We start from the raw sequence: 19850 nt of genomic DNA, 5'->3' as shown, positions 1-19850 counted from the left end.
TTTTTCTGCGCGGTCCCAGTAATGAGCAGCGAAAACGTCATCCGCGTCGTTTTCGTGCGATAGCACACGACGCCAGGAATCCGGCGGTTGTCCACCGGTAGATCGCAGGTTCTGCGGCTCTGTGGAGGAGATTCCGACAGGAGCCGGATTCCGCGACGGTTGGCGGGTCGAAACCGCGATCCACCCGTCGGAGGATTCATGCCGCCGCCCGAGGCACGACCGTTGGTCTGCGTCCGCGATCCTGACCTGGCCGATCACCTCTTGCGATTGGCGGCCGCGGCCGGCGCCGCGGTCGAGGTTCCCGTCGACGCGGTGGCGGCCCGCCCACTGTGGACCGGCGCGGCTCTCGTGGTCGTCGGCATGGACGTCGCGGTCGAGTACGCGACGGCCCGGTTGCCGTACCGGGTGGGGCTGATCCTGGTCGCCGACGAGCACTCGACCGGGCCGGACGATCCGGTCATCTGGCGCCTCGCCGCGGAACTGGGAGCCGAGCACGTGGCGTTCATTCCGTCCGCCGAAGCTTGGCTGATCGACCGGTTCACCGATGCGGTGAGTGACCGTTCGGCGCTCGGCCGGGTCGTCGGCGTGGTCGGCGGGCGCGGCGGCGCGGGCGCGAGCGTGCTGGCGGCGGCACTCGCTGTGACGGCGGCGCGAGGTGGCGCCCGGACGATGCTCGTCGACGCCGATCCCCTGGGCGGCGGGCTCGATCTGCTGCTGGGGCGGGAGTCCACGGCCGGTCTGCGGTGGCCCGACCTGGTGGCGGCGTCGAGGCCGGTCAGTCCGCCGTCGCTGCAGGACGCGCTGCCCCGGGTCGGCGAGTTGCGGGTGCTGTCGTGGGATCGGGGCGACGTCCTGACGATTCCGCCCGACGCCGCCGAAGCCGCGTTGTCGGCCGGGCGTCGAGGTTCTGACCTGCTGGTCGTCGATCTTCCGCGCCGGCCGGACGAAGCGGCGATCCGGGCGCTGCAGGCCGCTGACCTGACGTTGCTGGTCGTACCGGCCGAGGTGCGGGCATGTGCGGCGGCGTCCCGGGTGCTCCGTGCGGTCCGGCCGCATTGTGGGCAGTTGGCGTGCGTGGTGCGGGGGCCGGCCCCGGCCGGCCTGCGCTCGGCCGACCTCGCGAAGGCGCTGGAACTGCCGATGGTGGGCGTGTTGCGTCCCGAGCCACGGCTGGCCGTTGCGCTGGAGCGGGGCGACGTGCCCGCCGGGTCGGGCCGCGGTCCGTTGGCCGATCTCTGCCGTCGCCTGCTCGGCAGGCTGGACGATCTGGCGGCCCGGGGATGAGCGCGCCGCTGGCGGAGCGGGTCCGGCGGCGGTTGATCTCCGAGGGCAGCTCACCGACCCGGGCGGCCGTGACCACCGCGGTGCGGGCCGAGTACGGGTCGCCGATCGGAGACCGGGCGCTGCTCTCGCTCGGCGCCGACCTGCACGCGGAGCTGGTCGGCGCCGGGCCGCTGACCGCGCTGCTGGCCGAGCCCGACGTCACTGACGTGCTGGTCAACGGCCCGGCCGAGGTGTGGGTCGACCGCGGCGCCGGCCTGCAACGCGTCCGCTGCGACCTCGGTGACGACGCCAGCGTCCGACGGCTGGCACAGCGGCTCGCCGCGGCCTGCGGGCGGCGCCTCGACGACGCGTCCCCGTTCGTCGACGCGCGGCTGCCCGACGGCACCCGGTTCCACGCCGCCCTGCCGCCGGTGGCCGTGGCCACCGTGCACCTCTCGCTACGGACGTTCCGCCCGCGCGGCTTCAGCCTCGACGAGTTGGTGGCCGCCGGAACGCTGACGGCGGCGTCGGCCGGTCTGGCCCGGGCCGTCGTCGGCGCCCACCTCGCGTTCCTGATCAGCGGGGGCACCGGGAGCGGGAAGACCACGCTGCTGGCCACTCTCCTCGGTGAGGTGGCGCCCGACGAGCGCCTGATCGTCGTCGAAGACGCGACCGAGCTCCGGCCCGCGCATCCGCACGTGGTGTCGCTCGAGGCCCGGCCCGCGAACGCCGAGGGCGCCGGGCTCGTGCCGGTCCGGACGCTGGTCCGGGAGGCGTTGCGGATGCGTCCCGACCGGATCGTGGTCGGTGAGTGCCGCGGCGGCGAGGTGGTGGAGCTGCTCGCGGCACTGAACACCGGCCACCGCGGTGGTGCGGGCACCCTTCACGCCAACACCCTCGACGACGTCCCGGCGCGGATCGAAGCGCTCGGCCTGGTCGGCGGCCTGGGCCGGGACGCGGTGCACGCACAGCTCGCGAGCGCGGTGCAGGTCGCGTTCCACATCGTCCGGTTCCCGGCGCGCGGCGGACGGCCCGGCGGCCGGGTCGTGACCGAGATCGGTGTGCTGGCCGCCGCGCCGGACGGGCGCGTCCGCGCGTGGCCGGCCTGGCGCCTCGACGGGGGCGCGGTGCCGGGAGCGGAGCTGTTGCGAGCGCTTCTGGACGGTGCGAGGTGACGGCGGCCGGCGTCCGCGGACGCGCGCGGATCACCGGGGTCGGGCCGGGCGTGGACGGGGCGCGTCTGCCCGGAGCGGGGCGGTTGCTCGGAGCGGGGCGGCTGCGGGAGGGAGACCGGGTGCGTTCGCGGCGGTGGCGGCGTGCGGTGGTGCTGGCGGTGGCTGTCCCGGTGGGCGCAGCCGGTCTCGCTGTCGTGGGTGGTCCGGTGCTCGTGGGAGCGGCGCTGGCGTACGGGACCGCCGGGTGGCTGGCGCTCCGGCGTCGGGCCCTCTCCCGGGCCGAGGATGCGTTGCGGGCCGCTGCCGCCGTGGCGCTCGCCGGGCTGGCCGACGATCTCCGGGCGGGCGCCACCCCGCACGCTGCCCTGCACACGGCATTGACGGCGCTGAACCGGGTGCCCGCACCGGCGCGCGTCACGTCGGCGTTGGTGGCCGTGCGGCGCGCGGTGGTGCGTCACCCGGCCGGCGACGTCGTTGCGGCGCTCCGGGCCGTCCCGGGACCGCTCGGACCCGCGTTCGGCCGGCTGGCAGCGGCGTGGGCGTTGACCGACAGCGGCATCCCGCTCGCCGACGTCGTGGCGCGGCTCGACGTCGAGCTGCGGGGGATGCGCCGGGTCGCCGAGCGGGCCGCGGCGCAGACCGCTTCCGCGCGGGCGACCGCTCGGTTGGTCGCAGGGCTGCCGGTCGTCGGGCTCGGAGTCGGTGAGCTGCTGGGGGCGCGGCCCCTGATCGTGCTGACCGAGACGGTGGCCGGTGCCGCGTGCGCGGCCGCCGCCGTGGCGCTGCACCTGATCGGCTTCGCGCTGGCGTCCCGGCTGAGCCGGGTGACGACCGGATGAGCGCGCTACCGATCGGTACCCGCGTTCAGCGGGGGATGCCGGTGCTCCTCGGGCTGGCGGTTGCCCTGTTGGTCGGCGGCTGGGCCGGTGCGGGGCTCGGCGTGCTGGCCGCGCTCGGCGCTCGGCTCGTCGTCCGGAGGTTGCCGTCGCCGGGGGTGGAACGGGATCGGCAGCGGGCGGCGGCGGAGTTGCCGTACGCGATCGATCTGCTGGCGGCCGTGCTGAAGACCGGGGCTCCGCTCGACCGTGCGGTGCTGCTGGTCGGGATCGCGGTCGGCGGGTCGCTGGGTGAGCGGCTCAGCGAAGTCGGGCGGTCGCTGCGGCTCGGTGTCCAGGGTGAGCCGGGGTGGGCGGCGCTCGCCGACGTGGACGGTGCCGCCGGGTTCGTGCCGTCGGCGGTGCGAGCGGCAGAGAGCGGCGCTGCGCTGGCGTCCGCGTGCGTACGGTGTGCGGCCGAGCTGCGCGAGCAGCGCGAAGCCCGGATCGACGCGGCCGCCCAGCGCGCGGGCGTGCTGGTCGTGCTGCCGCTCGGATTCTGCTTCCTGCCCGCGTTCGTGCTGGTCGGCGTCGTGCCGATCCTGATCGGGGTGCTCGATGACGTTCTGGGGTGAGCCGGGAAACGCCCGGCGGACGAGAGGAGATGCTCATGGCTCGGAGGCTTCGGTTGCTCGGCGAGGCCGGGATGACCACGGCGGAGTACGCGGTCGGAACGGTGGCGGCCGTGGCGTTCGCGGGAGTTCTGCTGAAGGTGGTGACGTCGTCGACGGTGCAGGCCGCGTTGACCGCGATCATCGCCAGGGCCCTGAAGGGCTAACCCGCCGCCCGCCCGCGGCCCGCCGGGCGTGGTCGCGCTTGTGCGCGGCCCGCCGGGCGGGGCCGTGGGTCGGGCCGTGGGTCGGGTCGCGGGTCGGGTTGTGGGCGGGGCCGTGGGTCGGGTTGCGGCTGGGGACACGGGTCGGGTCGCGGGTGGGGGCGCGGGGGTCGGTGACCGCGGAGCTGGCGGCAGCGCTTCCGGTCGTGGTGCTGCTGTTGACGGCAGGTCTGGCCGCCCTGAGCGCGACCACCACCCAGCTGCGGTGCGTGGACGCTGCGCGCGAAACGGCCAGGGCCGCGGCGCGCGGAGAGGCCGACCCGGTCGCAGTGGGGCTGCGCACCGCGCCGGCGGGCGCTTCGATCCGCGTGGCGCGGGTCGACGGGCTGGTCCAGGTCACGGTGTCGGTACCTGCCGCGAGCCGGTTGTGGCCGGCTCGCATCGAGGCCACTGCCGTCATCGAGCCAGAACCGGGCCCGGACCGGGGCCCGAATCCCCACCTCCGCCCACAGCCAGAGCCTGCCCTCGGCTCTAGCCCTGGCCCTGGCCCTGGCTCTGGCTCTGGCCCTGGCCCTGGCCCGGGATCGGGCTCGGGTCCAGGTTCGAGACCGGGTCTCCGCGCGGGTCCGCGTCCGTAACGATGACCGGATCCGCGTTCCGATCCACAACCCGGCCTGGGCCCGAGCCCGGATCGCCCCTCAGGCCCGTGTCCGCGCCTGCGCTCGCGCCCGCGTCCGCCCCTGGGCTCGGGCCCGTGTTCGCGCCTGCGCTCGGGCCTGCGCCTGCGCCGGGGCTCGTGCTCGCGCATGGGCCTGCGCCGGGGCTCGTGCTCGCGCATGGGCTTGGACCCGCGTCCGCGTCCGTGCCTAGGCATGGGCTCGGGCCTGCGTCCGCGCCTAGGGTCGGGCTCGCGTCCGCGCCTGGGGTCAGGGCCGAGTTCGGGCCCGGGACGACGTCTGGACCGGCCTTGCGTTTGCGGCTCGAAGGGATGACCCCGGTTCGGGAGGGCGGGAGTGCCTCGGTGCTGGCTCTGGGTATCGGGCTCGCCCTACTGACAATCGCGCTCGGCCTTCAGGCGGTCGGCTCCGCCGTGGTCGCGCGGCATCGTGCCGCAGTGGCGGCCGACCTTGCTGCGCTCTCCGGCGCGCTTCACGTCCCCGCAGGTCCGGCCGCTGCCTGCGCCAGCGCACGCGACATAGCTGGTCGCAACGGCGCCTACCTCGCCCACTGCACGGTGACCGATCGCGACATCACCGTCGTCGTCACCGTCAGCAGCCGGGTCGGCGTCGCCGAAGTCCGATCACGTGCCGGTCCGGTAACCGCAGGCTGATCCCGCGCAGGCCCGGAACCCGGTAACCCGGTAACCCGGTAACGATCTCCGCGCGGACCTGGAAGCCGGGTGAGCGGAGGTTGATCCCGTGATGCCCGCGCAGGTCTGATGCCCGCGCAGGTCTGATGCCCGCGCGGCCCGGTGGCCCGGTGGCCCGGTGGCCCGGTGGCCCGGTGAGCGAAAGGCTGATCCCGCACGCGCTGGGGTCACCCGCTGAGCTGGGCTCCTCCCGGATCAGGCTCGCGCTGTGGGGGCCGCGCACGCGCAGTGGAGCTGAGCACCGCCGTTGAGCGGGGCCCGCCGTAGGGTCGTGCGCCCGCCCATTGGATCGCGCCGCCCATAGGGTCGCGCGCCCGCCGTCGGGTCGGGCATCCGCCGTCGGGCCGAGTACCCGCGATGGGTCGGGCATCCGCCGTGGGGCCGGGCACCCGCGTTGGGTCGGGCGCCGGGCCGGGGTCGGGCACGTGCCGTGGGCCCGCGCGCCGGGCCGTGGGGTCGGGCGCCCAGCGTCGGGTCGGGCACCCGCTGTGGGGCCGAGCACCCGCCGTGGGGCCGAGCACCCGCGCTGGGCTGGGCGCCGGGCCGTGGGTCGGGCATCCGCCGTGGGGTCGGGCATCCGCCGTGGGGACGCGCATCCGCCGTCGGGTCGGGCATCCGTCGTGGGGCCCGGGCATCCGTCGTGGGGCCCGGGCATCCGTCGTGGGGCCGAGCACCCGTGTCGGGTCACGCGCCCGCCGTTGGACCGGGCCCCGCCGTTGGACCGGGCCCCGCCGTTGGACCGGGCCCCGCCGTTGGACCGGGCCCCGCCGTTGGACCGGGCCCCGCCGTTGGATCAGGCGTCCGCTAAGACGCTGGCGAGACGCTGCTCATGTTGAAGTCCGGCACCCGCAAAGAAGGCATCGCAGTGCGCGGAAAATAATCGCCCCACTCGCGCGAAAACGCAGGAACCGTCTCGGACGCCCCGCTGAAGCGGGACAACAAATCGATCGGGCTCTCGTTGAACCGGAAGTTGTTCACCGCCCCGACGACCTCGCCCCCCTCCACCAGGTACACGCCGTCGCGGGTCAGGCCGGTGAGCAGCAGCGTCTGCGGATCCACCTCGCGGATGTACCAGAGGCACGTCAGCAGCAGCCCCCGCTCGACGCCGCCGACCAGCGAATCGAGCCCGCCCGACGCGCCGCCCACCTCCATGACCAGGTTCCCGATCATCGGCGTGACCGGCAGCTCGGTCAGCTCCGCCGAGCGCCGGGTCTGCATCAGCGCGGTCAGCTCGCCGTCCCGGATCCAGTCGGTCGGCTCCAGCGCCAACCCGTTGTCGAAGACGCTCGACGTCCCGGACGACGCCTGCGCCACCACGAACGGCGCCGATGCCAGCCCGGCGAAACCCGGATCCGACCGTAGCGTCACCGGGTGCGGCGTCAACCGCTCGCCGACGCGGGTGCCGGCACCGGGTCGGGAGAACACGGTCCGCCCCTCGAATGCCGACCGGGCGCTCATGTTCCAGTACGTGTAGATCAACAGGTCGGCGACGGCCGTGGGAGGCAGCACGGTGTCGTACCGGCCCGGCTCCAGCGCGATCCGCCGCGCGGACCACGCCAATCGCCGCGCCAGCTCCGCGTCCAGGGAGGCGACCGACACGTCGGAGAAGTCCCGGGTCGCCTGCCCGACCCAGGCCGACCGCGCCAGGTCGTCGGCGACTTTCCCGGTGATGCCGATGTGCCCCTGCGGCTGGGCGTGCCGCAGGCGCAGCCCCGTCGACGACCCCAGGTAATACGTGTCGACCTCGTGCTCCACGAAGCCGTAGAGCAGGCGCCCGTCGCCTCGGGCGGCCCCGAACGCGTCCCCCAGCGCGGGCGCCACCGACGAGAACACGTCGATCGACGTCTCGCCGGGGGCGGCATCCCAGTCGGACGACACCGCGCCCGGCACCAGCGGCTGGGCGTCGTCGGCGGCGCCGTTGCCCCGTGCCGTCTCTTCCGACGCCCGGACCAGCGCTTCCAACTCGTCGGTCGACACCGCGGTCCGTGACACGGCTCCGCTGGCGACACCGGTGCCGGTGCCCACGGTCGAGATCACGGTGATCGATCGGGACCGCATGACGCCGTTCGTGGTCAGCGTGTTCGTGGCCCAGCGCAGGTTCGCGCTCGTCGACTCCCCGGCGATGACGATGCACCCGTCGCTCTTCGAGAGCGAGAGCGCCTGCTCGACGAGATCCTGAGGCCGCAAGACGCTCATCGCCCACCCTCCTGCACCGTGTTGAGGATCGAGATGTCGCGGAACAGCGCGCTCGGGCAGCCGTGCGACACCGGCGCTATCTGGCCCGGCTGAGCCTTCCCGCAGTTGAACGCCCCACCGAGCCGCCACGTCGACGGGCCACCGACCGCCTCCATCGACCCCCAGAAGTCCAGCGTGTTGCTCTGGTAGGCGACGTCGCGCAGCTGCCCGGCCAGCCGCCCGTTGCGGATCTCGAAGAACCGCTCGCCGGTGAACTGGAAGTTGTAGCGCTGCATGTCGATCGACCAGGACTTGTCGCCGACCACGTAGATCCCGCGCTCGACCCCGCTGATCAGGTCGGCCGTCGACGCGTCCTCAGGAGCCGGGGCCAGTGACACGTTGGCCATCCGCTGGATCGGCACGTGCCCGGGCGAGTCCGCGTACGCGCAGCCGTTCGAGCGGGACACGCCCAGGGAGTCCCCGAGAAGCGCGGCCATCCGCCGGTCGAGCTGATAGCCGACCAGCGTGCCCTTGCGGACGATGTCCCACGACTGGCCGGCGACACCCTCGTCGTCCCAGCCGACGGTGGCCAGACCGTGCTCCACGGTCCGGTCGCCGGTGATGTTCATGACGTCGGACCCGTAGCGAAGAGCACCGAGCTTGTCCGGCGTCGCGAACGACGTCCCGGCGTAGTTGGCCTCGTAACCCAGCGCCCGGTCGAGCTCGGTGGCGTGACCGACCGACTCGTGGATCGTCAGCCACAGGTTCGTCGGGTCGATCACCAGGTCGTAACGACCGGGCTCGACGCTGGGCGCCGCCATCTTCTCCGCCAGCAGCGTCGGCAGCGAAGACAGCTCGGACTCCCAGTCCCAGCCGGTGCCGGTCAGGTACTCCCAGCCGCGCCCGACCGGCGGAGCGAGCGTCCCCATCTGCTCGAACCGTCCGCCGGCGGCGTCCACCGAGAGGGCCTCCAGCGCCGGGGCCAGCCGGATGCGCTGCTGGGTCACCACGCTGCCCGCGGTGTCGGCGTAGAACTTGCCCTCGAGTACCTGGGAGAGACCGGCGGTCACGTGGTCGATCCCGTCGGCGGCCAGCAGCCGCTGCGAGTACTCCGCCAGCAGCGCGACTTTTTCCTGCTCCGGGACGTCGAACGGGTTGGTGTCGTAGGCGGAGACCCAGCGGACATCGCGGTAGACCGGCTCGTCGGCGAGCTCGACGCGCTCGGTGTTCATCCGGGCGCTGACCTTCGCGACCTGAACGGCGGTCTCGGCTGCGGCCGCGACCGCGTCGGCGGTCAGGTCGACGCCGGACGCGAAGCCCCAGGCCCCGTCGTGGACCACCCGGACGGCAAACCCGACGTCCTCACCGTCGTGGCTGCCCTCCAGCCGGCCGTCGCGGAGCGACAGGCCCTGCGAGCGGATGCGCTCGAGGCGGAAGTCGGCGTGGCTGGCGCCGAGGTCACGGGCCTTCTGTAGCGCGGCGTCGGCGAGGACCGCGCGGGGAAGGGCTAGGAATCGCTCATCGATCTCGTGCGGCACCCGGTCGACATTAGCCCTTGGCGAGGCGCGCGCTCAGTAGCGAGGCGGCTGGGGCGGGTATTCGTCGTTCGGGGGATAGGTGTGGCCGCCGGACTGGTAGACCGTGCCGGTCGGACGGGGCTCGTCCCGGTACGGGTCGACCGTCGGGTACTCCTCGGTCTTGTGGTCCATCGTCGGGTACGCATCGGTGGGGTGGTTGTCACCGCGGTACGGCTCCGGCTGCCGGTGCGGCGGCTGGTGGCCCTGGTAGGCGTCGGGCGAGGCCGGCGGGTACGGGTCGGGCTGCTGGTGCCCCTCGGCGCGGGCCCGCAGCGCCGCTTCCTCGTGCCGGGCGGCGTCCTCCCGGCGGGCGGCCTCGGCCCGCTCCCAGTTCGCGAGGTCGTCCTGCCTGCGTGCCTCGTCCTGACGGCGGAGGTCGTCCTGCCGGCGAGGGTCCAGGTCGGGCTCCCGCGGATCGGCGTCGGGCCGGGGCGGCACCTCGTGCTGATCGCGCGGGTCTCCCACCGGAGCGACGCCGGCGGCGGCGGCCTTCGCGGCCTTCTTCGTCCGGCGCCGGCGCGCGGAGACCGCGAAGCCCCACTTGATGAACCAGAGGCCGAGCATGAACAGGATCCCGATCGCCACCCCGACCAGGATCAGCGTCCGGCCGTTGAGGTTGGGGATGTTCAGACCGAAGAAATGGACGTTGGCTGTGTCGCCCGGCTGCAACGCCAGACCCACCCCGAGGGCAATCGCCACTGCGGCGAGCAGCAGGCCCAGCAGAACCATGGTCCGCGTCCTCTCCGAATCAGCCCGGTTCCCCTGCAACCGACCCGCCGGTTACAGGGGGCGTTGCCCCCCGACTTGGTGGCCAAACGTACTCTGCTCAGCCCGCGCGTGCCGCACGCGGTCGACGACTGCGGTCAGCAATCGAACCGCACCTGCTTTGTCCAGTGGATCATTTCCGTTGCCGCATTTGGGGGAGTGGACACAAGAGGGGCACCCAGCAGCGCATTCGCAGGCCGAGATCGCGTCCCGGGTCGCCGTCAGCCAGTCGTCGGCGGCCGCGAATCCACGCTCGGCGAAACCGGCGCCGCCGGGGTGTCCGTCGTACACGAAAACCGTCGCCAGACCAGTGTCCTGATGCGACGCTGTCGACAGGCCTCCGATGTCCCACCGGTCACACGAGGCGACCAGCGGCAGCAACCCGATCGCGGCGTGTTCCGCCGCGTGCGCCGCCCCACCGATGTCCGGCTCTTCCAGAGCGACTCCGGCCGACGTCAGCACCGGATCGGTCATCGTGTACCAGACCGCCCGAGTGCGCAGCCGCCGCTCGGGCAGGTCCAACGGCTGCTCGTCCAGCACCTCACCAGTGGCAATTCGTCGCCGCACATACGAAACGACCTGATTGGTGACGTCCACGGTCCCGAATGACAACTCGACGCCGTCGAACGCGATCGACGCGGAAACCGACACCACCGAAAGATCCGTCACGTCCCGCGACTGCGTGTACCAGTCCGGCTCGGCCCGGCGCACCAGCGCGACCAGGTTCTCCAGGTCGAGTTCGTCCACCACGAACGTCTCACCGCGGTGCAGGTGCACCGCCCCGGTGTGCACGCTCGACGGCGCCGACCCCGCGTCCACGGTGCCCAGCAGCCGACCGGTGGACGCCTCGACGATCGACACCGGTTCGCCGCCGGTACCGCGCAGGTCGGCGTCGGGCCGGCCGCGAGAGGTCCAGTACCACCCGGCCGGTCTCCGGCGCAGCACCCCGGCATCGACCAGTCCGTCGAGAGCCGCCCTGGCCACCGCACCCCCGAACAACGGCAGATCCGCCTCGGTCAGTGGCAGCTCGGCCGCCGCGCACGCCAACTGCGGGCCCAGGACGTACGGGTTGGTCGGATCGAGCACGGTCGCCTCCACCGGGCGACCGAAGACGGCCGAGGGGTGGTGCACCAGGTAACTGTCGAGCGGATCGTCCCGTGCGACCAGCACCGCCAGCGCGTCCCGGCTGCCCCGGCCCGCCCGCCCGGCCTGCTGCCAGAGCGACGCCAGCCGCCCTGGATAGCCGGTCAGCACGACCGCGTCCAGACCGGTCACGTCGACGCCCAGCTCCAACGCGTTCGTGGACGCCAGCCCCCGCAACGCACCGGACCGCAGCGCCGCTTCCAGTTCGCGCCGGTCGTCGGCCAGATAGCCGGCCCGGTAGGCGTCCACCTGATCGACGAGTTCGGGGACCGCCTCGGCCAGCGCTCTCTTGGCGCCGAGGGCGACCGCCTCGGCGCCGCGGCGGGAGCGCACGAACGCGAGCGTGCGCGCCCCGACCGCCACCAGGTCGGCGAGCAGGTCGGCGGCCTCGGCCGTAGCCGTGCGCCGGACCGGAGCGCCGCGCTCGCCCACGAACGGACTGACCGGCGGCTCCCAGAGCGCGAACGTGGTCGCGCCGCGGGGCGACCCGTCTTCGGTGACCGCCCGCAGTGGCGCGCCGATCAGCGCGGCGCCCGAGGTGCGGGGGTCGGCCACCGTCGCCGACGCCAGCACGAACACCGGCGCCGACCGGTACCGGGCGCAGAGGCGGCGCAGCCGCCGCAGCACGTGCGCCACGTGCGATCCGAACACCCCCCGGTAGGCGTGGCACTCGTCGATCACGACGAACCGCAGACGGCGGAGGAACGACGCCCAGGCGTCGTGCCGCGGCAGGATCCCGCGGTGGAGCATGTCCGGGTTCGTCAGCACCAGACGGCTGTGCGCCCGGACCCAGTCGCGTTCGGCGTCGGCCGTGTCGCCGTCGTAGAGCGCGGGCCGGATGCCGCCGCCGACCGCGTCGGCCACGTCGAGCAGCCCCCGCAACTGGTCGGCGGCCAGCGCCTTCGTAGGTGAGAGGTACAGCGCGGTCGCCCGCGCGTCGGACAACAGCGCCGTCAGCGTCGGCAACTGGTACGCCAACGACTTTCCGGACGCCGTACCGGTGGCGATGACCACCGACTCGCCGCTCGCCGCCATCTCGGCCGCGGCGACCTGGTGAGCCCACGGTCGGGTCACGCCCCGCGCCACGAAAGCGTCCCGGAGGACGGGAGGTGTCCAACCCGGCCAGTCGACGAGGACGCCGGGCCGGGCCGGGAGCCGCTCGACGTGCGTGACCGGGTCTTCCGAGCGGCCGGCTCGCACCCGATTCAGCCACTCATCGGGCCCAGCGGTGAGGGTGGGGTGGCGGGACACGCCTGCACTCTGCCAGATTTGTTGCACGTATGTTCGAGGGATCGCGCCGCACCTCGGCATCGGATCGACTCGTCGTCGCTGGATAGATGGTTGAATCAGGACCTAGGTCGGCCTGGGCATCGTGGAGGGGTCTTCGTGGAACTGTCGTTGACGACACGGGCCGTGGGGCGCCATACGGTTCTCGCGGTCGGCGGTGAGATCGACGTCTACACCGCCCCTCAGCTCCGGACGGAGCTGATCCGTCTCGCTGACGCGGGGTACGCGCACATCGTCGTCGACATGGATCGGGTCGATTTCCTCGACTCGACCGGGCTCGGCGTGCTGGTCGGTGCGCTGAAGCGGGCCCGCGCGGCCGGCGGCTCGGTCGAGCTGGCGTGTTCCCAGCCGAAGATCCTCAAGATCTTCAACGTCACCGGGCTGGAGAAGGTCTTCGGTATCCATCCGACCGTCGAAGAGGCGGTTGCGGCCGGTTGATGCGCACCGTGAGGCTCGCGTTCTCTCCGACCCCCGCGCACGTCCGCACGGCCCGGCTGGTCGCGGTCGCGACGGCGCGGAACGCGGGTGTGGCCGAGAGCCTGCTGGACGAGATCCGGCTCGCGGTCGGTGAGGCGTGTTCACGCGCGGTGAGCCTGCACGTTCAGCACAAGCGGTCCGAACTGGTCGAGGTCGAGTTCACCGACGGGCCGCGGTTCGAGGTCGTCGTGCGTGATTCAGCGCCCGCCGATCAGGCGTTGCATGCGGACCTCGCGGTCAGCAGCCCGTTCGTCGCCGGTCCGGCGTTCGCGGAGACCGAGTCCGAGGAAGAGGTCGCGGCCGGTGTCGGCCTCGCGCTGCTCACCGGTCTGGTGGACGACGTCACGGTGACCGCGGCCGAGGATCGGGACGGGACCATAGTCCACATGACCTGGGTCTCAGCGGCCCGCTGAGGTCCCCGCTGCCGCGCTTCCCCTTGAGTGGGCGGCCCGCTGAGGCCGCCGCTGCCGCGCGACCGGGCCTCCTTGTGGCGCTTCGCTTTATGCCACGGCGTCGGCCCGGTCGAGCGGCAGCGGCGGCCTCAGCGGGCTCCAGGTTCGTGCGAAACGCGCCTGCGGGGGCTCTAGCGGCGGCCTCAGCGGGCTTCGGGTTCGTGCGAAACGCGCCTGCGGCGGCTCTAGCGGTGGCCTCAGCGGGCTTCGGGTTCGTGCGAGACGCGCCTGCGGCGGATTTGGCGGCGTGTTTTCGGCGGGCTCCGGTTCGTGCGAAGGCGCGGCGGCTTCGGCCGTTTGAGGCGCGCTCCGGGGGAGGGGGACTGCGCCTCGGGCGGTCTGGGGATCGGGGGGTTGCGGGGGGACGTCCGGCTGCGGGGTGGTGCGAATCCGGATCGATTCCGACAGGTCGGGTTCGTGGGTGTTATGGCCGGTCACGGCAGATGTGATGGATCTCGCACCGCAGGTCGCGGTGCATGCTGTGGTCAACGTCACCTAGACTCCCCAAATCCCGGCGGAGAGATCCCCAGTCCCCATTCGTTACCGCCGGGCCCCCAGCGCAGGCTTCTGGTGGAGCGCGTCGTTGCGCTCGCCCGTTTCAGGAGGACGCATGGATGGGCCAACTCCCGTCGCCATCGGCGGCGAGGGCATCGACCTCAGCGGCAGCAATGTGACCTACGTGGTCATAGCCGCCGCGATCGCGCTGCTCGCGCTCGGCGTCGCCGCCGCCTTGGTGCGAGTGGTGCTCTCAGCCGGCCAAGGCACGGCGAAGATGCAGGAGATCGCCGCCGCGGTTCAAGAGGGCGCGTCCGCGTACCTGACCCGGCAGTTCAAAACGCTCGGGATCTTCGTCGTTGTCGCGGTGATCCTGCTGTTCGTGCTGCCGGTACCGGGCGACGAGATGTCGGTGCGGATCGGACGCTCGGTCTTCTTCATCGTCGGCGCGGTGTTCTCGGCGTTCATCGGTTACGTCGGCATGTGGCTGGCGACCCGGGCGAACGTGCGGGTCGCGGCCGCGGCCCGGGAGAGCGACGGCGCTCCGACCGCGATGCGGATCGCGTTCCGCACCGGTGGCGTCGTCGGCTTCTTCACCGTCGGCCTGGGCCTGCTCGGCGCGGCGATCGTCGTCCTCACCTACCAGGGCGACGCTCCGACCGTGCTCGAGGGCTTCGGCTTCGGTGCCGCGCTGCTCGCGATGTTCATGCGGGTCGGCGGCGGCATCTTCACCAAGGCCGCGGACGTCGGCGCCGACCTCGTCGGCAAGGTCGAGCAGGGCATTCCCGAGGACGACCCGCGCAACGCCGCCACGATCGCCGACAACGTGGGCGACAACGTCGGTGACTGCGCTGGTATGGCCGCCGACCTGTTCGAGTCCTACGCGGTGACGCTGGTCGCCTCGCTCATCCTGGGCAAGGTCGTGTTCGGCGGCGAGGGCCTGGTCTTCCCGCTGATCGTCCCGGCGATCGGCGTCGTGACCGCGATCATCGGCGTGTTCATCACGCGGCTGCGGGCGAGCGACAAGAACGGGATGACCGCCATCAACCGGGCGTTCTTCATCTCCGCGCTGATCTCCGCGGTGCTGTGCTCGATCGCGGCGTTCGCGTACCTCCCGTCGTCGTTCTCCGACTTCGACGGCGTCAGCGACACGATCGCCAATCACAGCGGCGACCCGCGCATCCTGGCCGTCGTCGCGGTGCTCATCGGCATCGTGCTGGCCGCGGCGATCCAGCTGCTCACCGGTTACTTCACCGCGGTCGGCAGCCGTCCGGTCCGCGACATCGGCAAGACCGCGCTGACCGGCCCGGCGACCGTCGTGCTCTCCGGCATCACGGTAGGCCTGGAGTCGGCGGTCTACACCGGCCTGGTGATCAGCGCCGCGGTGTTCGGCGCCTACCTGCTCGGCGGTGGCGTCACGGTGATCTCGCTGTTCGCGGTCGCGCTGGCCGGTACCGGCCTGCTCACCACGGTCGGCGTCATCGTCGCGATGGACACGTTCGGCCCGATCTCCGACAACGCGCAGGGCATCGCCGAGATGTCCGGCGACATCGACGAGAAGGGCGCCCGGACGCTGACCGACCTGGACGCCGTCGGCAACACGACCAAGGCGATCACCAAGGGCATCGCGATCGCGACCGCAGTGCTCGCGGCGACCGCGCTGTTCGGGTCGTTCACCGACGCCGTCCAGACGGCCGCGGCGGACGCGAAGGGCAAGGTCACCGACGAGTTCGCAGGCGTGCTGAACGTGGCCGACCCGAAGAACCTGGTCGGGCTGATCATCGGCGCCTCGGTCGTCTTCCTGTTCTCCGGTCTCGCGATCAACGCGGTGACCAGGGCGGCCGGCGCGATCGTGTTCGAGGTCCGGCGCCAGTTCCGGGAGATCCCCGGGATCATGGAAGGAACCGGCAAGCCGGAGTACGGCAAGGTCGTCGACATCTGCACGAAGGACTCGCTGCGGGAGCTCGCCACGCCGGGTCTGCTCGCGGTGCTGGCCCCGATCGCGGTCGGGTTCGGGCTCGGGGTCGGGCCGCTGGGTGCCTACCTGGCCGGCGCGATCGCGACCGGCACGCTGATGGCGGTGTTCCTGGCCAACTCCGGTGGGGCGTGGGACAACGCGAAGAAGATGGTCGAGGACGGTGCGTTCGGGGGGAAGGGCTCTTCCGCCCACGACGCCACGGTCATCGGTGACACGGTGGGTGACCCGTTCAAGGACACCGCCGGTCCGGCCATCAACCCGCTGATCAAGGTCATGAACCTGGTCTCGCTGATCATCGCGCCCGCGGTCGTCGCGCTGTCGACCGGCGTCGACGCGAACGTCGGGGTGCGGGTGACGATCGCGCTGGTCGCGACCCTCGTCATCGTCGCCGCGGTGGTCGTCAGCCGGCGTCGTCCGATCTCCATCGCGGAGGACGACACCGAGCAGCCGGCCACCACAAAGACCGAACCCATCGGCGTCTGACCAAGCAGCCCAGAACCAGGGCCCTCCCGCCGAATGGCGGGAGGGCCCTGATTTTTGTCGTGACGTGGAGCGGGCCGCCTACAGCGGAGGAAGGCGGACTATGGACAGGAAGAACTCGTCCACCTGGCGGACGACGTTGACGAACTGCTCGAAGTCCACGGGCTTCGTCACGTACGCGTTCGCATGCAGGTTGTAGCTGCGCAGGACGTCTTCCTCGGCCTCCGAGGTGGTCAGCACCACCACCGGGATCCGGCGGAGCGCGTCGTCCTTCTTGATCTCCGCGAGCACCTCGCGGCCGTCCATCCGCGGCAGGTTCAGGTCGAGCAGCACCAGATCGGGGGTCGGCACGCCCTCGTACGGCGCCTCCTTGCGGAGGTAAGCCATCGCGTCGACGCCGTTGTTGACGACGTGCAGCGTGTTGCGCAGCTTGTGGTCGTCGAACGCTTCCTTGGTCATCAGGACGTCACCCGGGTCGTCCTCGACCAGCAGCACCTCGATCGGCAGCGGTTCCGGCTGGGTCACGCGTCGCTCTCCGTTCCTGCCCCGCCGACCGCGACGGGCTCCCCCTCAGTCGAGGACGGTACCGGCAACGTCCAGCGGAACGTCGTGCCTCCGGTGGTCGGGCCGTCGGTGTCGAGCCAGATCCGGCCGCCGTGGTGCTCGATGATCTTCCGCACCATCGCCAGGCCGATGCCGGTGCCGTCGTACTGGTCCTTGCCGTGCAGTCGCTGGAAGATCACGAACACCCGCTCCGCGTACTGCGGCTCGATCCCGATGCCGTTGTCGCTGCACACGAACTCGTAGTTGTCGCCCTTGCGCTCGACGGTGATCCGTATCCGCGGCGGCGCCATCCCGTGGAACTTGATCGCGTTGCCGATCAGGTTCTGGAAAATCTGGGTCAGCAGGATCGGATTGCCGTGCACCTCGGGCAGCGGGTCGGCCTGGATCGCCGCGTCGCTCTCTTCGATCGTGCTGCCCAGGCTGGTGAGCGCCCGGTCGAGCACGCTGTCGAGCGAGACGTCCTCGAACTCGCCGGTGGTGCGGCCGACCCGGGAGAACGCGAGCAGGTCGTTGATCAGCCGCTGCATCCGTTTGGCGCCGTCGACCGCGAAGTCGATGTACTGCTGGCCGCGCTCGTCGAGCTGGCCCGAGTACCGGCGCGACAGCATCTGGCAGAAGCTCGCCACCTTGCGCAGCGGCTCCTGCAGGTCGTGCGAGGCGACGTAGGCGAACTGCTCGAGCTCGGTGTTGGACCGCTGCAGGTCCTCGGTCTGCGCCGCGAGCTGGTCGGTCTGCTCCTTGAGCCGGTCCTGGGCGGCCACGGCGGTCGAGAGTGCGGTGACCAGCGACCCGCGCATCGCGTCCACGTGCTCGGCCAGCGCGGTGATCTCGCGTGGGCCGTCCACCTCGACCCGGTGCGTCAGCGCGCCACCCATGACCTCGCGGGTCTCGGTGCCGATCGCCTCCAGCGGCCGGAGCACCCACTGACGCAGCGCCCGCCAGAGGATGCCACCCGCGATCAGGAGCAGCACCAGCGCGACGATCGCGATCGCGATCAGCGTGTTGATCGCCGACTGCAGTTCGTCGTAGGTGTTGTTGCGGATCGACGTCAGGTCGTTCTGGAACGTCGTGGTCGCGTCCCGGACCGCGTCGAAGAGCGTTTTGCCCTGGTCGTCCTGCCCGGTCGTCGCCGGCTGCCCGAGGCGCGTCGCGTTGATCAGCGGTTCGGCGTACCGGGTGCGCCACGCGTTCGCCGCCGCCTCGAACTCGTCGATGTCACGGAGCAGGCCGGCGTTGCCCTTGAGTGCGCTCCGGATGCTCGCGAGGTTCTTGCTCTCGGCCTTGGTGCCGTCCTCGTACGGGGTCAGGAACGTCTGCTGCTTGGTGAGCACGTAGCCGCGGACGCCGGTCTCCTGGTTGAGCAGCGCGGCCTCGATCTGGTACCCGGCGATCCGGGCCGGGCCGATTCGCTCCAGCAGGTCGTCGTTGCGGTTGATCACCCGGCCCAGCGCGGTCGCGGTCACCAGCGCTATCACCACGGTCAGCGCCCCGGCCACGACGAACGTGATCAGGAGGCGGCGGCGCAGCGTCCACCCGCCGGTTCCCGGGGTCATCGACCCTCTCCTTCCGGCGCGCGGCGGGACAGTACGACCAGCGCGGCGTCGTCGGCCAGCGCGCCGCCGTTCCGCTCCTCGACGGCGTCCAGCAAGCTTTCCGGCCACCCGTCGGTGACCGGCAGATCCGGCAGGTGCGCCGAGATCAACTCCACGAGCCCTTCCTCGCCGAGCCGATCCGGGCCGTTCCCGGTGCGGGCCTCGAACAAACCGTCCGTGAACAGCAGCAGCGCCCACGACGGCGGGAGGTCGAGCCGCACGGCGGGCCAGCGCCCCTCGGGCAGGAAGCCGAGCGCCGGGCCGCGCGGGCCCATCGGCAGCTGGTGCACGTCGTCCGAGACCAGGATGGGGGAGGGGTGCCCGGCCAGGTACATGTCGGCCGAGCGCCGGTCGGGCGTGATCACCACCATGCAGACGGTCGCGAACGCGAACGGGCTGTGCCGCTCGCGGACGACCAGCATGTCCAGCACCGGCAGCATGCCGGCCGCCGGAACCCCGGAGAGCACCAGCGTCCGCCACGCGATGCGCAGGCAGACGCCCAGCGCCGCCTCGTCCGGCCCGTGCCCGCTGACGTCGCCGATCAGCGCGAACACCGTGCCGTCGCGCTCGATCACGTCGAAGAAGTCACCGCCGAGCAGAGCCATCCGCCGGCCCGGCCGGTAGGCGTGGGCGAAGTGCACGTGCGGGTCGTGCAGCAGCGGAGTCGGCAGCAGGGCCCGCTCCATGCGGGCGTTCTCGCTGGCCAGCAGCTCGGCTTCGCGCAGACGCAGCGCCGCCGAGTCGGCGCGCTTGCGCTCGATCGCGAACCGGATCGCCCGGGCCAGCAGCTCGCCGTCGACCTGGCCCTTGACCAGGTAATCCTCGGCCCCGGCGGCGACCGCCTCGACGCCGCGGTGCTCGTCGGCCAGACCGGTGAGGACGATCACGGCCGCCTGCGGCGCCAGCTCCAGGATGCGGTGCAGACCCTCCATCCCGGTGGCGTCCGGCAGGTTGAGGTCGAGCAGGACGCAGCGGACGCGCTCGTCCACGGCCGAGGTCGCGTCGGCCAGGTTCTGCACCCAGGTGAGCTCGAACGCCACCCGGGCACCGGCCAGCAACTCCTCGACGAGGAACGCGTCGCCGTGGTCGTCCTCGACCAGGATCACCCGGACCGGACCGGCGTCAGCGGGGTCGACCGGGCGCCCGCTCAAGTCGTGCGTGGGCGGGTAGATGGCAGCGCTCACCGACAACTCCTTCTTTCGGCGTCCCCGAGGATAAGTGGACGTCGAGCCGACCGTGTCGACTGGTCGCTTTGCCCGTCTTGCCGTGTGCCGGGCATCAGTGGTGCACCTCTATATCGATAAGCGTTCCGGAGGCCGAAAACGTAACTACTCGCCCCGGACACGTTTGCCGGAGCCGGATTCTGGATAGTGGCCCCCAGACGATTGTCTGCTCGCCGGAGGTTCGC

At 72.2% G+C, this 19850-nt stretch carries 17 protein-coding genes; 10 read left to right on the top strand and 7 right to left on the bottom strand.

Annotated elements, in window-relative coordinates; translation table 11 throughout:
• The first annotated feature begins 198 nt into the window (after positions 1-198).
• The 7 genes from ssd to ACIBZJ_RS17660 all read left to right on the top strand — a co-directional run bounded on the left by ssd (position 199) and on the right by ACIBZJ_RS17660 (position 5418).
• A complete protein-coding gene (gene ssd, locus ACIBZJ_RS17690; RefSeq protein ID WP_395930669.1) occupies positions 199-1284 on the top strand; it encodes a septum site-determining protein Ssd in 1086 nt (361 codons plus the stop codon).
• Positions 1281-2438 carry a TadA family conjugal transfer-associated ATPase gene (locus ACIBZJ_RS17685; protein WP_395930667.1) on the top strand — a complete coding sequence of 386 codons (1158 nt, stop codon included), beginning with the start codon at positions 1281-1283 and terminating at the stop codon, positions 2436-2438. The genes ssd and ACIBZJ_RS17685 overlap by 4 nt, the downstream gene beginning before the upstream one ends.
• Positions 2435-3277, top strand: coding sequence for a hypothetical protein (locus ACIBZJ_RS17680; protein WP_395930665.1), 843 nt, complete (start codon positions 2435-2437; stop codon positions 3275-3277). Before ACIBZJ_RS17685 ends, ACIBZJ_RS17680 begins: the two co-directional genes overlap by 4 nt.
• Entirely contained in the window at positions 3274-3888 is a 615-nt protein-coding gene (locus tag ACIBZJ_RS17675) for a type II secretion system F family protein (RefSeq protein WP_395930663.1), read from the top strand. Before ACIBZJ_RS17680 ends, ACIBZJ_RS17675 begins: the two co-directional genes overlap by 4 nt.
• Positions 3889-3923: 35 nt before the next feature.
• Positions 3924-4091 (top strand): DUF4244 domain-containing protein, encoded by a 168-nt coding sequence (locus ACIBZJ_RS17670; protein ID WP_395930661.1) that lies wholly within the window; start codon positions 3924-3926, stop codon positions 4089-4091.
• A gap of 152 nt (positions 4092-4243) precedes the next feature.
• On the top strand, positions 4244-4726 hold the full coding sequence (locus tag ACIBZJ_RS17665; protein WP_395930659.1) for a TadE family type IV pilus minor pilin: 483 nt from the start codon (positions 4244-4246) through the stop codon (positions 4724-4726).
• Positions 4727-5076: 350 nt separating this feature from the next.
• Positions 5077-5418 carry an Rv3654c family TadE-like protein gene (locus ACIBZJ_RS17660; protein WP_395931250.1) on the top strand — a complete coding sequence of 114 codons (342 nt, stop codon included), beginning with the start codon at positions 5077-5079 and terminating at the stop codon, positions 5416-5418.
• 843 nt (positions 5419-6261) lie between these two features.
• Here the strand turns inward: ACIBZJ_RS17660 and ACIBZJ_RS17655 are convergent.
• From ACIBZJ_RS17655 to ACIBZJ_RS17640, 4 genes are read right to left on the bottom strand one after another with little or no spacing between them, the layout of a single operon-like run.
• On the bottom strand, positions 6262-7653 hold the full coding sequence (locus ACIBZJ_RS17655; protein WP_395930657.1) for a metallopeptidase TldD-related protein: 1392 nt from the start codon (positions 7651-7653) through the stop codon (positions 6262-6264).
• Complete coding sequence (locus tag ACIBZJ_RS17650; protein ID WP_395930655.1) at positions 7650-9170, bottom strand: TldD/PmbA family protein; 1521 nt, start codon at positions 9168-9170, stop codon at positions 7650-7652. The genes ACIBZJ_RS17655 and ACIBZJ_RS17650 overlap by 4 nt, the downstream gene beginning before the upstream one ends.
• Positions 9171-9203: 33 nt before the next feature.
• On the bottom strand, positions 9204-9938 hold the full coding sequence (locus tag ACIBZJ_RS17645) for a hypothetical protein (RefSeq protein WP_395930653.1): 735 nt from the start codon (positions 9936-9938) through the stop codon (positions 9204-9206).
• A 51-nt stretch (positions 9939-9989) separates the two neighbouring features.
• Entirely contained in the window at positions 9990-12428 is a 2439-nt protein-coding gene (locus ACIBZJ_RS17640) for a DEAD/DEAH box helicase (RefSeq protein WP_395930651.1), read from the bottom strand.
• A 75-nt stretch (positions 12429-12503) separates the two neighbouring features.
• Between ACIBZJ_RS17640 and ACIBZJ_RS17635 the strand changes: the two genes are divergently transcribed.
• The 3 genes from ACIBZJ_RS17635 to ACIBZJ_RS17625 all read left to right on the top strand — a co-directional run bounded on the left by ACIBZJ_RS17635 (position 12504) and on the right by ACIBZJ_RS17625 (position 16289).
• Entirely contained in the window at positions 12504-12842 is a 339-nt protein-coding gene (locus ACIBZJ_RS17635) for an STAS domain-containing protein (protein ID WP_395930649.1), read from the top strand.
• Positions 12842-13294, top strand: a complete 453-nt coding sequence (locus tag ACIBZJ_RS17630; protein ID WP_395930647.1) for an ATP-binding protein — start codon at positions 12842-12844, stop codon at positions 13292-13294. The genes ACIBZJ_RS17635 and ACIBZJ_RS17630 overlap by 1 nt, the downstream gene beginning before the upstream one ends.
• A gap of 649 nt (positions 13295-13943) precedes the next feature.
• Entirely contained in the window at positions 13944-16289 is a 2346-nt protein-coding gene (locus tag ACIBZJ_RS17625) for a sodium-translocating pyrophosphatase (RefSeq protein WP_395930645.1), read from the top strand.
• Between the two features lie 78 nt (positions 16290-16367).
• Here the strand turns inward: ACIBZJ_RS17625 and ACIBZJ_RS17620 are convergent, their stop codons facing one another.
• Genes ACIBZJ_RS17620 through ACIBZJ_RS17610 form a run of 3 tightly spaced genes read right to left on the bottom strand, consistent with a single transcriptional unit; the run spans position 16368 to position 19626 of the window.
• On the bottom strand, positions 16368-16811 hold the full coding sequence (locus tag ACIBZJ_RS17620) for a response regulator (protein ID WP_395930643.1): 444 nt from the start codon (positions 16809-16811) through the stop codon (positions 16368-16370).
• Positions 16808-18403 (bottom strand): ATP-binding protein, encoded by a 1596-nt coding sequence (locus ACIBZJ_RS17615; protein WP_395930641.1) that lies wholly within the window; start codon positions 18401-18403, stop codon positions 16808-16810. The genes ACIBZJ_RS17620 and ACIBZJ_RS17615 overlap by 4 nt, the downstream gene beginning before the upstream one ends.
• Positions 18400-19626: a PP2C family protein-serine/threonine phosphatase gene (locus tag ACIBZJ_RS17610; RefSeq protein ID WP_395930639.1), complete on the bottom strand. Its 1227-nt coding sequence runs from the start codon at positions 19624-19626 to the stop codon at positions 18400-18402. Before ACIBZJ_RS17610 ends, ACIBZJ_RS17615 begins: the two co-directional genes overlap by 4 nt.
• Between the last annotated feature and the right edge of the window lie 224 nt (positions 19627-19850).

Origin of the sequence: Cryptosporangium sp. NPDC051539, assembly GCF_044454545.1 — a bacterium.
Classification (GTDB): Bacteria; Actinomycetota; Actinomycetes; order Mycobacteriales; family Cryptosporangiaceae; genus Cryptosporangium.
The sequence above is the reverse complement of the archived record's forward strand: the minus strand, read 5'-3'. Positions and strand labels throughout refer to the sequence as shown.